Origin of the sequence: Marinobacter nanhaiticus D15-8W (assembly GCF_036511935.1) — a bacterium.
GTDB classification, from domain to species: Bacteria; Pseudomonadota; Gammaproteobacteria; order Pseudomonadales; family Oleiphilaceae; genus Marinobacter_A; species Marinobacter_A nanhaiticus.
In genome coordinates, this window is sequence record NZ_AP028878.1 from 4,056,765 (window position 1) to 4,070,515 (window position 13,751).

12 protein-coding genes are annotated in these 13,751 nt (G+C 59.3%); 4 read left to right on the top strand and 8 right to left on the bottom strand.

What is annotated here, in order from left to right; genetic code table 11:
* Positions 1-90: 90 nt before the first annotated feature.
* From RE428_RS18140 to dxs, 3 genes are all read left to right on the top strand, one after another.
* Positions 91-345, top strand: coding sequence for an exodeoxyribonuclease VII small subunit (locus tag RE428_RS18140; protein ID WP_004583354.1), 255 nt, complete (start codon positions 91-93; stop codon positions 343-345).
* Positions 342-1,241 (top strand): polyprenyl synthetase family protein, encoded by a 900-nt coding sequence (locus tag RE428_RS18145; RefSeq protein ID WP_004583355.1) that lies wholly within the window; start codon positions 342-344, stop codon positions 1,239-1,241. The genes RE428_RS18140 and RE428_RS18145 overlap by 4 nt, the downstream gene beginning before the upstream one ends.
* 130 nt (positions 1,242-1,371) lie before the next feature.
* Positions 1,372-3,306 carry a 1-deoxy-D-xylulose-5-phosphate synthase gene (gene dxs, locus RE428_RS18150; RefSeq protein ID WP_004583356.1) on the top strand — a complete coding sequence of 645 codons (1,935 nt, stop codon included), beginning with the start codon at positions 1,372-1,374 and terminating at the stop codon, positions 3,304-3,306.
* Between the two features lie 179 nt (positions 3,307-3,485).
* Here the strand turns inward: dxs and ribA are convergent, their stop codons facing one another.
* The 7 genes from ribA to RE428_RS18185 form a co-directional block, all read right to left on the bottom strand.
* A complete protein-coding gene (gene ribA, locus RE428_RS18155) occupies positions 3,486-4,094 on the bottom strand; it encodes a GTP cyclohydrolase II (RefSeq protein ID WP_004583357.1) in 609 nt (202 codons plus the stop codon).
* A 90-nt stretch (positions 4,095-4,184) separates the two neighbouring features.
* Complete coding sequence (gene moaA / locus RE428_RS18160; protein ID WP_004583358.1) at positions 4,185-5,177, bottom strand: GTP 3',8-cyclase MoaA; 993 nt, start codon at positions 5,175-5,177, stop codon at positions 4,185-4,187.
* Between the two features lie 13 nt (positions 5,178-5,190).
* A complete protein-coding gene (moaC, locus tag RE428_RS18165; protein ID WP_406564745.1) occupies positions 5,191-5,628 on the bottom strand; it encodes a cyclic pyranopterin monophosphate synthase MoaC in 438 nt (145 codons plus the stop codon).
* 34 nt (positions 5,629-5,662) lie between these two features.
* Positions 5,663-6,640 (bottom strand): Nudix family hydrolase, encoded by a 978-nt coding sequence (locus RE428_RS18170; RefSeq protein ID WP_004583360.1) that lies wholly within the window; start codon positions 6,638-6,640, stop codon positions 5,663-5,665.
* 2 nt (positions 6,641-6,642) lie between these two features.
* The gene (gene argJ, locus RE428_RS18175; RefSeq protein WP_004583361.1) at positions 6,643-7,860 is read right to left on the bottom strand and encodes a bifunctional glutamate N-acetyltransferase/amino-acid acetyltransferase ArgJ; all 1,218 of its coding nucleotides are present in this window, start codon (positions 7,858-7,860) and stop codon (positions 6,643-6,645) included.
* Between the two features lie 120 nt (positions 7,861-7,980).
* Complete coding sequence (gene secA / locus RE428_RS18180) at positions 7,981-10,728, bottom strand: preprotein translocase subunit SecA (RefSeq protein WP_004583362.1); 2,748 nt, start codon at positions 10,726-10,728, stop codon at positions 7,981-7,983.
* A 303-nt stretch (positions 10,729-11,031) separates the two neighbouring features.
* On the bottom strand, positions 11,032-11,970 hold the full coding sequence (locus RE428_RS18185) for a M23 family metallopeptidase (protein ID WP_004583363.1): 939 nt from the start codon (positions 11,968-11,970) through the stop codon (positions 11,032-11,034).
* Positions 11,971-12,360: 390 nt separating this feature from the next.
* On the opposite strand from RE428_RS18185, the gene RE428_RS18190 reads away from it, so the two are divergent.
* Positions 12,361-12,807: a DciA family protein gene (locus RE428_RS18190; RefSeq protein ID WP_004583364.1), complete on the top strand. Its 447-nt coding sequence runs from the start codon at positions 12,361-12,363 to the stop codon at positions 12,805-12,807.
* A 10-nt stretch (positions 12,808-12,817) separates the two neighbouring features.
* Here RE428_RS18190 and lpxC read toward each other — a convergent pair whose 3' ends face one another.
* Complete coding sequence (gene lpxC / locus RE428_RS18195) at positions 12,818-13,735, bottom strand: UDP-3-O-acyl-N-acetylglucosamine deacetylase (RefSeq protein WP_004583365.1); 918 nt, start codon at positions 13,733-13,735, stop codon at positions 12,818-12,820.
* Positions 13,736-13,751 lie beyond the last annotated feature (16 nt).

A 13,751-nucleotide genomic window follows, 5' to 3' on the forward strand; every position in this document is an offset into this window, starting at 1 on the left:
CAGCTCTGGTATACTCCGCCCGAAATACGGAACCTCTGATCGAGTCGATTGTATCGAGCGTCCACCACATTCCCGCGGAGAAAGCCCGTCATGACTGACGAGACCGGCGTCACTATTGCCGACTTCGAAAAATCCCTGAACGAACTCGAGGCCCTGGTCCGCGACCTGGAGCAAGGCGACCTGCCCCTGGAGAAATCCCTCGCTGCCTTCGAACGCGGTGTGCGCCTGACTCGCGAATGCCAGCAAGCCCTGCGCCAGGCGGAGCAGCGGGTCGAGCAGCTAGTCAAGGTCGACGACGACACTCTGGAAACCCGTCCGTTCAACGTGGACGACGAGGGCCAATGAGCGACACCCCGCAGACCCCAGACAATCCGTTTACGCCTTGGCGCGAGGCCATCGAGTCCACACTGGACAACTGGCTGGGCGAAACGCAGCCTGCACAGGCCCGGTTGCAGGATGCCATGCGCTATGCCGTGCTCGGCGGAGGCAAACGCATCCGTCCAGTACTGGCGATGGCCGCCGCCGTGGCCGCTGGCAGCGATGCAGACAAGGCCTTGGTACCGGGTTGTGCAGTGGAGCTGATCCACGCCTACTCACTGATCCATGATGACCTGCCCGCTATGGACGACGACGCCCTGCGGCGCGGCAAACCGACGGTCCATATCGCTTTCGACGAGGCTACAGCCATATTGGCCGGCGACGCCCTCCAGAGTCTCGCTTTCGAAGTTTTGGGCGACCGCGGCGAGTTCGGTGCCGAAACCCGGGTGCGTATGCTTAAGACCCTGAGCCGAGCCAGTGGTCGCTCCGGCATGGTGGGCGGCCAGGCCATCGACCTCGGTGCCGTTGGTCGAACTTTGCAGTTGGAAGAGCTACAACACATGCACCGCTGCAAGACCGGCGCACTCATCGAGGCCAGCGTGAGACTCGGCGCTCTGGCCTCGGAAAGGGCTGATGGTGCTACGCTCGAGGCCCTGCAGATCTATTCCCGGGCACTGGGCCTGGCATTCCAGGTCCAGGACGACCTGCTGGATGTGGAAGGCGCCACGGCTACCATCGGCAAGCCTCAAGGCTCGGATGCTGCGCGGAACAAACCGACCTATCCAGCCTGCCTGGGTATTGACGGGGCCCGCGCCCATCTTCGATGCTTGCAGGAAGAGGCTGTTACGGCGCTGACGATTTTCAGCAGCGGCGCCGATCCGCTACGCCAGATCGCCGATTTTGTGGTAACCCGCACACATTGATGAAGTGGTCATCCTAACGGGTTGTAGCGGGCCCTTTCTTATAGATCCCGCCGTCTCACAGGACGGAAATATGAAACCAGGGTCTATCACCCGTATAATTGCCAGACATTGAGCCAGAAGATCAGAGCGGATGCACGATACGACCATATTCAAGGAGATTCCTTCGCGCCAGCCCAACACGCCGTTACTGGATCGGGTCGACACACCCGAACAGCTGCGCGAGCTGGACGAAGATCAGTTGTCCCAACTGGCTGGGGAACTCCGCGCGTTCCTGCTCTGGAGTGTAGGCCAGTCCGGTGGCCACTTCGGCGCAGGACTGGGCGTACTGGAACTTACCGTCGCGCTTCACTACGTCTTCAATACGCCTGATGACCGGCTGGTCTGGGATGTGGGCCATCAGGCCTACCCACACAAGATCCTCACCGGACGCCGCGCGCGCATGGGCACCGTCCGCAAGAAGGAAGGCCTGGCCGGTTTTCCCAAGCGTGGCGAGAGCGATTACGACACCTTCGGTGTAGGCCATTCCAGCACCTCTATCAGTGCAGCACTGGGTATGGCGGTCGCAGCGAAGATGCAGCAGTCGAACCGTAAGTCAATTGCCGTCATTGGCGATGGTGCCATGACCGCCGGAATGGCCTTTGAGGCGCTCAACCATGCGGGCCACCTGCGCGCCAACATGTTGGTCATCCTCAACGACAACGACATGTCCATCTCCCAGAATGTGGGTGGCCTGTCGAACTACTTTGCCAAGTTGCTGGCCAGCCGCACCTACAACCAGGTTCGCGACGGCAGCAAGAAGGTCCTTCAGGGCGCGCCGCACCTGATGGCCATTGCACGCAAGACGGAGGAGCACTTCAAGGGATTGATCTCCGGCGGCACCCTGTTCGAGGAACTGGGTTTCAACTACATCGGCCCGATCGACGGCCACGACCTGCCGCTACTGGTGGATACCCTACAGAACCTGCGCGAGCTGGAAGGCCCGCAGTTCCTCCATATCGTGACGAAGAAGGGCAAGGGCTTCGCGCCGGCGGAGGCCGACCCGATCGGCTACCACGCCATTAACAAGATCGAGCCCAAGCCCCCGGTAACACCGGCCGATACCAAGCCGGCGCCCAAAAAGCTGAAGTACGCCAACGTTTTCGGCCAATGGCTGTGCGATGCCGCCGAGCAGGACGAGCGTATCGTGGGCATCACTCCCGCCATGTGCGAAGGTTCAGATCTGGTCCAGTTCAGCCAGCGTTTTCCCGATCGCTACTATGACGTGGCGATCGCCGAACAGCATGCCGTGACCCTTGCGGCCGGGCTGGCCTGCGATGGCGTCAAACCCGTGGTGGCTATCTACTCCACGTTCCTGCAGCGGGCCTATGATCAGCTAATCCACGATGTCGCCATCCAAGACCTCGACGTACTCTTCGCCATCGACCGCGCGGGCCTGGTAGGTGAGGACGGGCCGACGCACGCCGGCTCCTTCGACCTCACCTATCTGCGCTGCATCCCCAACATGATCGTGATGGCGCCTTCGGACGAGAACGAAACGCGGCTGCTATTGCAAACCGGCTTAAGCCATGAAGGCCCGGCTGCCGTGCGCTATCCCCGGGGCACGGGCCCCGGCGCCGAAACCGATAAGGAACTGAAGACCCTGCCGATCGGCAAAGGTCGCGTGGTTCGTGAGGGCAAGCGAATTGCGATCCTCAACTTCGGCACCCTGCTCGCATCGGCCATGCCGGCCGCAGAGGCCCTCGACGCCACCGTCGCCGATATGCGCTTCGTCAAGCCCTTGGATACGGACCTGATCGAGACACTGGTAGAACAGCATGATGTGATCGTCACGCTGGAAGAGAATGCAGTGGCCGGCGGTGCCGGCAGTGCGGTTTCGGAATTCCTCAACGCTGAAGGTATTGCGGCATCATTGCTGCATATCGGCTTGCCCGACCGGTTCGTCGATCACGGCAAGCATGGAGAGCTCCTGGCGGAGTGTGGGCTGGATCCCGCGGGCATCCAGGCAACCATCGAAGCGCGCCTGGCGCAGATTAGTGATCTGCAGGCATTGCGGGCGGTCAAGTAAGCCGCGAAGCTTTAACCCCAAGCGTAGGTCGGGTTCACCCAAGGGCGTAAAAGCAAAGCGTAACCCGACAAACCTCTACAAAGCTGACACTCATTCGCCAGCCGAGACCACCTTGTCGGGTTACGCTTTGCTAACCCGAGCTACGTCGCTACGTTACCCGGACAGACCCTATCTAACCCTCACGCCTCATCATCCTGATGAGTCTCCAACCAATGCCCAAGCTTGCTTTGCTTGGTGGCCAGGTAATTCTCGTTATGGGGATTTCGACCTACGTGCAGGGCAACCCGCTCGACCACGTCGATGCCGAGCCCACGTAGCGCGTTCACCTTGCGTGGGTTGTTCGTCATGAGCTTCAGACGCCCGATGCCAAGGTGGTCGAGCATATCCTTGCACATGGTGTAATCGCGCAGGTCTGCCGCGAAGCCGAGCTGTTCGTTGGCTTCCACCGTGTCAGCGCCCTGATCCTGCAGGTGATAGGCGCGGATCTTGTTGAGCAGTCCAATGCCGCGGCCTTCCTGACGCAGATACATAAGAATGCCACGACCTTCCCGTGCGATGCTGCGCAGGGCTTCTTCGAGCTGGTAACCACAGTCACAGCGCATACTGTAGAGGGCATCGCCGGTGAGACATTCGGAATGGGTGCGGGCCAGTACGGGCTCATCGCCCTCCAGAGACCCCAGGGTCAGGGCGATATGCTCCTTGCCGGTATCCGGTTCCTCGAATCCATGCATGTCGAAGACACCGAAAGGCGTCGGGAGCCGGCAGCTCTGGACATAGCGAACAGCCACGGCGTTACCTCACTCGAATTAACAGGCGGCGCATTTTAGCAGAATGGACGTTGCGGGCGTACCCTATTCCATGCGTCTTGAGGGCCCAGTTCAGCCACCGGTGGCGTTCATGAAACGCAGGATCTGGGGTTCCGTGTCGTGGGAAAAGTAGTGGCGTTCGGGCTTAAGCTGCATAGCGGCATGCAGGGCCTTCTGGACCGCCAGGTCATCGCCGGGACGGGAACGGATGACCTCGCGCAAGTCCATGGAGTGCTCATTACCCAGGCAAAGCAGCAGCCGACCTTCAGTCGTCAGCCGCACCCGGTTGCAGTCGCCGCAGAAGTTATGGCTGTGGGGCGAGATAAAGCCGATCCGGTTGTCTGAACCGGGTACCCGCCAATAGCGCGAGGGACCACCGGTATCGTCGTCGATCGGCTCGAGGTCGAAAACAGTAGACAGTTCATCGCGAATCTCTTCGCTAGAGCAGAACGCCTCGGCCCGGTCGTGCTCGGTAATCACGCCGAGCGGCATTTCCTCGATAAAGCTGATATCCAGCCCTTTATCCAGGGCGAAGCGTACCAACGGGACGACTTCTTCGGCATTGCGGCCCTTCATCACCACAGCATTGAGCTTGGTGTGTTCAAAGCCGGCGGCCTGGGCAGCATCGATACCCGCCAGCACCCGCTCCAGCTTGCCAATCCGCGTCAACTCACGGAATTTCACGGGGTCAAGGCTGTCGAGACTGATATTCAGTCGGTCGACGCCGGCCGCTTTCAAGGGGCCAGCGAACTCTTCCAACCGGCCACCGTTGGTGGTCATGCAGAGTTCCTTCAGGCCCGGTAACTGTCTAAGGCGTTCAGCCAAGCCCACCACCCCGGGGCGCACCAAGGGCTCGCCACCGGTAAGACGAATCTTGCTCACCCCGCAGGCGACAAGGTTTCGGGCGATGACCTCAATTTCTTCGAGAGAAAGGATTTCAGATTTTGGCAGGAAGGTCATGTCCTCCGACATGCAGTAGACACAACGGAAGTCGCAGCGGTCAGTGACGGAGATACGGACGTAGGTGACCTCCCGCCCGAAATTGTCGACTAATGCTGCCGTCATGCTTCCATTCCTCTCAAGTCCGTTGCCAATGACCTGAACGCCCGCCCTTCTTCTCGAGCAGACGCACGCCCTCGATTTCCATGCCCCGATCGACCGCCTTGCACATGTCATACAGCGTCAGTGCCGCAATATTGGCCGCGGTCAGCGCTTCCATCTCCACACCCGTCTGACCGGAGAGGCGGCAGGTGACCTCGACATGAACGCCGGTTGGGACCTCGGTGTTCGGTGTCAGTTCCACCTTAACAGATGTGAGGTTAAGGGCGTGGCACAGGGGGATCAATTCGTGGGTTTTTTTGGCCGCCATAATACCCGCCACCCGTGCCACGGCCAGCACATCGCCCTTCGGGTGCTCCCCTTCGACGATCATGTCCACGGTTTCCGGCAACATGCGAATAAAGGCCTCGGCACGTGCTTCACGGCTGGTCGCGGCCTTGTCCGTGACATCCACCATGCGCGCCGCGCCGGATTCATCGAGATGTGTCAGCTCACTCAACGGTTTCTCCTTGATGTTCCGGAACTTCATTCCACCACGCGCCGATGGCCGCCACGCCCTGACCGCCCGCCTCACGGGCGATCCGGCTTTCGCCCCAGCGAAGTCCGCCCAAGGCGTAAACGGGAAGGGTGGCACCCGCCACGCTATCGCCGAAAGCGACCCAACCCAAGGTCGCAGCGCCGGGGTGACTGGCAGTCGCCATAACCGGCCCCAGGGTCGCGAAATCCGCACCCAGCCGGGCGGCATGGGCCAGTTCGTCCGCGCTATGACAGGATACGCCCAACCAGGCAGTGTTGGCCAACGGCCGCCGTTTAAGCGTTTGGGCGATTCGCCACGGTAAGTGTACGCCCGACGCCGGCACCTGTTCGAGCAACGCGGGGTCGCCATGGAGGATCACCTGAATCTCCCTTGGATTGCACCAGACTGTAATGCGATGTGCCAGGGCCTCATAAGCTGCGTCATCAAGCCATGGCGCCCGTAACAGGAACCATTCAGGACGTAAACGCCCCAGGCGGTCGCAAACGACTTCAAAGAGCGTCTGTTCGTCCAGCCCGTCGCCACCGCTGATCGGATAGGTGCCGGGTAACTTCAGGGCGCGAATGATTGGCCGATTAGCGGCCGGAAAATCTCCATCGCTTAGCGCGGAGATATCGAGCCATTGCACCGGCTGTCCCTCACGACCATGCGGCACGCCCTCGTAACTGTCGGTTGACCAGACATCGAGAAATACCCGCTTATCCCCATAGTCGTGTCGAATGCCGATCACGGGCTGCAGTAAACGGGGATTGATGTGAATGCCCACTTCCTCCTGAAGTTCGCGAGCCAGGGCATGCTGAACGCTCTCGCCAGGCTCCACCTTACCCCCAGGGAACTCAAGCAGGCCGCCCTGGTGGGCATGATCCGGGCGGCGTGCAATCAGGACGTCGCGACCGCGGCGCACCACGCCGACGGCGACGTGTACTTCCTTCATCGTCAGGTCCGGTATTCGGCGTTGATGGTCACGTAATCGTGGGACAGGTCGCAGGTCCACACCGTTTCCGCGATCTCGCCGCGGCCGAGGGCGACCCGGATCGTGATATCGGACTGGTTCATCACTCCCTGCCCGCGAGCCTCGGTATAGTCCGCTGCGCGCCCGCCATTGCGTACCAAGGCGACATCGCCAAGATCAATCTCGATAGCCGTCAGATCAAGATCGGGTACTCCGGCGCGTCCGACTGCCGCGAGGATGCGCCCCCAATTGGGGTCGGACGCGAACAGGGCCGTTTTCACCAACGGTGAATGTGCAATGGTATAGGCAACGTCGAGGGCTTCCTGGGTATTACCCGCTTGTTCGACACGGATACCGATAAACTTTGTGGCGCCTTCGCCGTCACGCACGATCGCATGGGCCAGGGTCATGAAGATTTCCCGCAGGGCATCGCGGAACGCCGGCAGGTGGCCGCTATCCCGGGTGATTTGCGGTGCTTCGCTCTTGCCGGTCGCGATCAGCATGCAGGCATCATTGGTGGAAGTATCGCCATCGATCGTGATGCGGTTGAAGGACTTCTCGCCCAACTCGGAGACCAGCTCTTGCAACAAGCCGGGCTCAATGGCGGCGTCAGTGGCAATAAAACCGAGCATAGTGGCCATGTTCGGCCGGATCATACCGGCGCCCTTGCTGATGCCGGAAATATGGATGGCATGGCCCTCCAGGTCCAGCATGCGCGTTGCGCCCTTGGGGAGGGTATCGGTGGTCATGATGCCCTGGGCCGCTTCGGTCCAATTGACCTCGGACAGGTTATCCAGTGCCTCGGGCAGACCGCTGCGGATTTTCTCGACCGGAAGCGGCTCGCCGATAACACCGGTGGAGAACGGCAGTATTTGCTCCGGCTGGATACCAGCCAATTCCGCCAAAGCGGAACAGCAGGCCTGAGCATCGACCATACCTTTTTCGCCATTGCCGGCATTGGCATTGCCTGTATTGATCATCAGGAAGCGCGGAGACGCCTTGGACAAGTGATCCCGGGTAACGAGAACCGGAGCCGCGCAAAACTGGTTCCGCGTAAAGATGCCCGCAACTCGAGCGCCCTCCTCCAGCGCCAACAAAACGAGATCACGACGCCCTGGCTTCTTGATGCCGGCCCGTGCGATACCGAGACGCAAACCTGCCACTGGATAAAATTCCGGCAAGGGACCTAATCCAACCGCCATTTCACTCTCCTCAAATGCAAAAAACGCCCGCTATTCCGGTCCACCCTTTGGCAGTTCCGATACAGCGGACGTTACTGTCAATCAGCCCGCCAACAAAGGCGAGTCATTCAAACGCGTCTATCAGGCCATGCGGCCATGACACTGTTTATACTTCTTGCCGGAACCGCAAGGGCAGGGTTCGTTACGGCCAACCTTGCGCTCGTTGCGCACGTAAGTTTCAGGCTGCGGCGTCTCGGAACCAGCCCGCGGGTTCTCACCGGCCTCGCCCGCATTTTCTGCAGTTGCGCTGGTCTGCTCGTGACGCAGCTTGGCTGCTGCCATCTGGCGCTCCAGCTCTTCACGACGCTTGCGCTCGACTTCCGCCATCTCGTCTTGGCTCTGGACTCGCACGTGACAAAGGATCCGGGTGACATCCCGCTTCATGGCATCGAGCATGTTCTCGAACAGGGCAAACGCCTCGCGCTTGTATTCCTGCTTCGGGTTCTTCTGAGCGTAGCCGCGAAGATGGATACCGCGACGCAGATGATCCATGTTCGACAAGTGCTCTTTCCAGAGGGTATCCAACACCTGGAGGAAGACCTGCTTCTCGAAGTTACGCATGGGCTCGGCGCCGGCGATTTCCTCTTTTTCTTTATAGGTCTTGACGATCTCCTCAAGGATTCGCTTACGCAGCCGCTCTTCGTACAGTTTGTTATCTTCGTCCAACCAGGTCTGTATCGGTAGCTCGATGGCCATTTCCGATTGCAGCTGCGCTTCAAGGCCGGCGACATCCCATTGCTCGGACATGCTCTGGGGCGGGATGTACTCGCTGATTACCGTATCGACCACGTCCGCTCGTACGGTGTCCACCAGCTCACTGATGTCGTTGGACGACATGATTTCATTACGCTGCTCGTAGATCACCGTACGCTGGTCATTGGCAACGTCATCGTACTCGAGAAGCGTCTTACGCATGTCGAAGTTTCGGCCTTCGACCTTGCGCTGGGACTTTTCGATGGCATTAGTGACCATACGATGTTCGATGGCCTCACCCTTCTTCATGCCCATCGCCTGCATAATGTTCTTCACCCGATCCGGGGCGAAGATACGCATCAGGTTATCTTCCAGCGACAGGAAGAAGCGGGATGACCCCGGATCGCCCTGGCGGCCCGCGCGGCCACGAAGCTGGTTGTCGATCCGGCGGGACTCGTGACGTTCGGTGCCGATGATATGCAAACCGCCGGCTTCCAGCACCTTGTTATGGGTTTCGGTCCATTCTGCCTTGATCCGGGCGACCTGCTCTTCGGTCGCATCCTCAAGCTGGGCAACTTCTTCTTCCCAATTACCGCCGAGCACGATATCGGTACCCCGGCCCGCCATGTTGGTGGCGATGGTAACCGCCCCAGGCCGACCAGCCTGTGCGATGATGTGCGCTTCCCTCTCGTGCTGCTTCGCGTTCAACACGTTATGGTCGATTTTCGCCTTACGTAGCAGCATGGACAGCAGCTCGGAGGCCTCGATAGAGCCCGTACCCACCAGTACCGGACGGCCCTCGCTGGTCACATCCTTGATTTCGTCAATTATGGCCTGGAATTTCTCTTCCTGGGTGAGATACACCAAGTCGTTGTAGTCGATACGCTGGATCGGCCGATTGGGCGGGATCACCACCACGTCCAGGCCGTAAATCTGACGGAATTCGAAGGCTTCGGTATCGGCCGTCCCGGTCATCCCGGCCAGCTTGTTGTAGAGACGGAAATAGTTCTGGAAGGTGGTGGACGCCAGCGTCTGGCTTTCCGCCTGAATCTTGACGCCTTCCTTCGCCTCGATGGCCTGGTGCAAGCCCTCGCTCCAGCGCCGACCGGGCATGGTACGTCCGGTGTGTTCATCGACGATGACCACCTGACCACCCTGGACGATATAGTCCACGTCCCGCTGGAACAGGTGATGAGCACGCAGGGCCGAATGCACGTGGTGCAGCAGACTGAGGTTGGTAGCGGAGTACAGGCTGTCGCCCTCCTCCAGTAGCCCCTTGTCGATCAACAGTTGTTCTACCTTTTCGTGACCACCTTCTGTCAATTCCACCTGACGGCTTTTCTCGTCAACGGTGAAATCGCCAGTCGGCTCGCCTTCTTCTAGAACTTCACCTTTTTCCAGATTCGGCACCAGGGTATTGACGGCCTGATAGAGCTTCGAGCTATCTTCGGCGGCGCCGGAAATAATCAGCGGGGTTCGGGCTTCGTCGATCAGGATGGAGTCTACTTCGTCGACGATGGCATAGTTCAGCCCGCGCTGGACTTTGTCCGCCGTGCTGAAAGCCATGTTATCGCGCAGATAGTCGAAGCCGAATTCGTTGTTGGTACCGTAAGTGATGTCCGCGGCATAGGCATCGCGCTTGGACTGACCATCCTGGCCAGACATGATGACGCCGACCTGCATACCCAGGAACCGGTAGACCTGCCCCATCCACTCGGCATCCCGACTGGCCAGGTAGTCGTTCACGGTTACGACGTGGACACCTTCGCCCGGCAAGGCGTTGAGATAAACGGACGCGGTAGCCACCAGGGTCTTACCCTCACCGGTCTTCATCTCCGCGATGTGGCCTTCGTGCAGGGTGATGCCACCAATCAGTTGGACATCGAAGTGGCGCATGCCCAGCACCCGCCTGGCGGCTTCCCGTACCGTCGCGAAAGCTTCCGGTAGCAGCTGATCCAGATGCTCACCCTCATCCAGCCGACGGCGGAACTCCGCCGTCTTGCCCTGAAGCTCGCTGTCCGACAGCCCGCCGAACGCCTCCTCCAACTCATTGATGCGCGAAACCGTCTTGCGCATGCGCTTGATTTCGCGAGCATTCTTACTGCCGAATATTTTCGTTGCGAGGTTCGTGAACATAGACCACTGCTTCTTTAATTAACGAAATGCACCTCATGGCCCGGTCCGGCCATGGACGCCTGCATACTTGGGGAGCCTAACCATCCACTCCGCAGGACGGCTACTGCGAAAGGCACGATGGGACATGGGGAGCCATCCCGGACATGCCTTGCCGAGACGGCATTCTAACCTTATTTCTTTTGAGGGCGAAAGGCACGGCCTTGCCATGGCGTATTGCACCACATCGCGAACGTTACCGGCGGGCTATCCTGACACAAAAAAGCCACTTTGGGAGACCCGAAGTGGCTTTATTTTGCCGGACAGTCAGCGGCTGGCACGCTGGATGTAGTCCTCCGGGTTCTGACTCTTACCGTTGCGGCGGACCTCAAAATGGACGTGTGGTCCGGTCGAGCGCCCCGTACTTCCCATCAGTGCAACGACCTGCCCCTTCTGGACGACGTCTCCAACCGAAACCTTGACCGTTTTACAGTGGCCATACCGGGTCACCAAACCGTCGCCGTGGTCGATTTCCACCAGGTTTCCATAACCGTAGCGGTCACCAGCGAAGGTGACGACCCCGGCGGCGACGGCAATAATGTCGCTCCCCTCTTTGCCGGCCAGGTCGACGCCATCGTGCCAGGTACGCTTGCCGGTGAATGGATCAGAGCGATACCCATAGCGAGAAGACAGCCAGCCCCAGGTAATCGGGCGACCGGCTACGAAACGCTCGTCCTCCAGGCGGGCCCGGGAAATCAGTTGATCCAGCAGGCGCAGTTGCTGCTCGCGATTGCTTATGCGCTCCTCGAGCTGATCGATCATCGCGGTCAGCTCAGGCGTGGTAAAGGATTCGCCCATCGTGCCTTGCTCGGGACCACCGACAGCCGGCGTCTGGTCAAAATCGAACTCGCCGTTATCCAGGCGCGCCGACTCCACCAGTCGCTGCCCCAAGGCATCCAGACGTAACAGGCGCCCCTGCATCTGCCCCAGGCGTAATGTCAACGCATCCACCTGCTGACCGGTGGTTTGCCGCAGGTCACGCACGCGCGATTCCTGCTCCAGCAAACGCGCCTCCCAGCTGTTGACCAGCGAGGACGTCGCACCATAAGCCAGCGGCTCCGGCTCCACGACACCAAGACGGTAACCCGCCCAGCCGGCGCCAGCGACGATGCCCGCGAGAACCAGCAATAGGCTCACCACCAACGGCAGGTTGAGGCGAAACGAGCGAGATTGCCCCGCGCTCTTGCTGACAAAGATAATGTTCATAGTCTGCATTCACTTACGAAGAAGCTTTTCGAACATCCAGGCGAAAAACCACTTATCACGACCGGCCCGCCGGGCAAGATCCATTGCCGATTGCAGGAGTAGAGGGCGTACAATGGACTTCATCGCCCTGCGCTTTTCACAACGTGACCACCTGATAGACCCATTACGAATGAATCGATCGTTGCCTCACCAATAGTTGATACGGCTTTAATCGACGCCGACCGTCGAATCACTCGAGCTGGACAGGCACCGATCCGAAAAGGTAAAACAAGTGTAATGTAGGCGACATCCACAAACCGTGCCAAATGGTAACCAATCGTAACCGGTACCGTCGAGCTATATCCTCTTGGTGAACATAGCGACTATAGACCACATGTCGCGGACAAAAGCATGAAACGAAAGACTAACCTGACCCTGGAACCCACCGACTCGCGGCTCGAGCCCAACCTGCGCCGGCTATTGGCCAATGCGGAAATCCACCGCAGGGCCGAGAAGACTGTGCTCGCCGCAGTACCGGAGAATCTTCGGGCTCACTGCCGATTCCTGAGCTACCACAATGGCGATCTTGCGATCTCGGCCGATGGCAGCGTTGTGGCCAGTCAAGTCCGTATGCGACAGCGAGAGATACTCGAACAATTGAGAAAGGCGCCGGACTTCCAGTATGCCTGGCGGCTGAAGGTCAAGGTCGCTCCCCCCAGGCCCAAGGAAAAACCAGCTGTAAAGAAGGAACCACTCAGTAACGAAAATGCCCGACTCCTGAAGCAGGAAGCCGGGCACACGAAGGACGAAGGTTTACGCGAAGTTCTCGAAAAACTGTCCCGTCACGTCAGGAACTGAGCATCCTCTCTCAGGCCTGAGATGCCAGAACGGGCTTGAGGTACGAAATGGGTGCCGTGGCCTCATCCTCAAAGGTCACGACTTCCCATGCATCCTCTTCAGCCCGCAGTTTGCGCAGCAGCTTGTTGTTCAGGTCATGGCCCGACTTCAGCCCGCGGAACTCGCCGATCAGGCTATTGCCCAGCAGGTACAGGTCGCCGATGGCGTCCAGCACCTTGTGCTTGACGAATTCATCGTCATAGCGCAGACCGTCTTCGTTCAGGATTTTGTAATCATCAACGACGATGGCATTGTCTACACTGCCGCCCAGCGCCAGATTCATGGAGCGCAACTTCTCGATATCCCGCATGAATCCAAAGGTGCGCGCACGACTGACTTCCTTCACGAATGAAGTTGAAGAGAAGTCGACCGTCGCGTTCTGCGCACGGCCCTTGAAGACCGGGTGGTCAAAATCGATACCAAAGCTCACCTTGAATCCCTCGAACGGCAGGAAGGTGGCCTTCTTGTCGTCTTCCTCGACAGTAACTTCGCGCTTGATACGAATGAACCGTTTGGGCGCATCCTGCTCGGCAATGCCCGCCGATTGCAGGAGGAAAACGAAAGGACCAGCACTACCGTCCATGATGGGAACTTCAGCCGCGCTCAGTTCGACGTAGCAGTTATCGATACCCAAACCAGCCATGGCCGACAGCAGGTGTTCGATGGTTGCTACACGGACACCGTTCTTGACCAGTGTCGTGGACAGCATGGTTTCGCCGACGTTCTCAGCGCACGCCTTGATCTCGACGACCGGATCCAGATCGGTTCGACGAAACACTATCCCTGTCTCGACCGGCGCAGGCTTGAGCGTCAGATAGACTTTCTCACCCGAGTGCAAACCGACCCCGGTCGCACGGATGGTGTTTTTGAGCGTACGTTGCTTGATCATCGTACAAAAATCCGTC

Bases quoted from the DNA above. Each gene is read 5' to 3' on its own strand.
- dxs (WP_004583356.1), top strand. From the start codon at position 1,372: ATGCACGATACGACCATATTCAAGGAGATTCCTTCGCGCCAGCCCAAC.
- RE428_RS18145 (WP_004583355.1), top strand. From the start codon at position 342: ATGAGCGACACCCCGCAGACCCCAGACAATCCGTTTACGCCTTGGCGC.
- RE428_RS18170 (WP_004583360.1), bottom strand. From the start codon at position 6,640: ATGAAGGAAGTACACGTCGCCGTCGGCGTGGTGCGCCGCGGTCGCGAC.
- moaA (WP_004583358.1), bottom strand. From the start codon at position 5,177: ATGACGGCAGCATTAGTCGACAATTTCGGGCGGGAGGTCACCTACGTC.
- lpxC (WP_004583365.1), bottom strand. From the start codon at position 13,735: ATGATCAAGCAACGTACGCTCAAAAACACCATCCGTGCGACCGGGGTC.
- RE428_RS18140 (WP_004583354.1), top strand. From the start codon at position 91: ATGACTGACGAGACCGGCGTCACTATTGCCGACTTCGAAAAATCCCTG.
- RE428_RS18185 (WP_004583363.1), bottom strand. From the start codon at position 11,970: ATGAACATTATCTTTGTCAGCAAGAGCGCGGGGCAATCTCGCTCGTTT.
- RE428_RS18190 (WP_004583364.1), top strand. From the start codon at position 12,361: ATGAAACGAAAGACTAACCTGACCCTGGAACCCACCGACTCGCGGCTC.
- argJ (WP_004583361.1), bottom strand. From the start codon at position 7,860: ATGGCGGTTGGATTAGGTCCCTTGCCGGAATTTTATCCAGTGGCAGGT.
- moaC (WP_406564745.1), bottom strand. From the start codon at position 5,628: ATGGTGGATGTCACGGACAAGGCCGCGACCAGCCGTGAAGCACGTGCC.
- secA (WP_004583362.1), bottom strand. From the start codon at position 10,728: ATGTTCACGAACCTCGCAACGAAAATATTCGGCAGTAAGAATGCTCGC.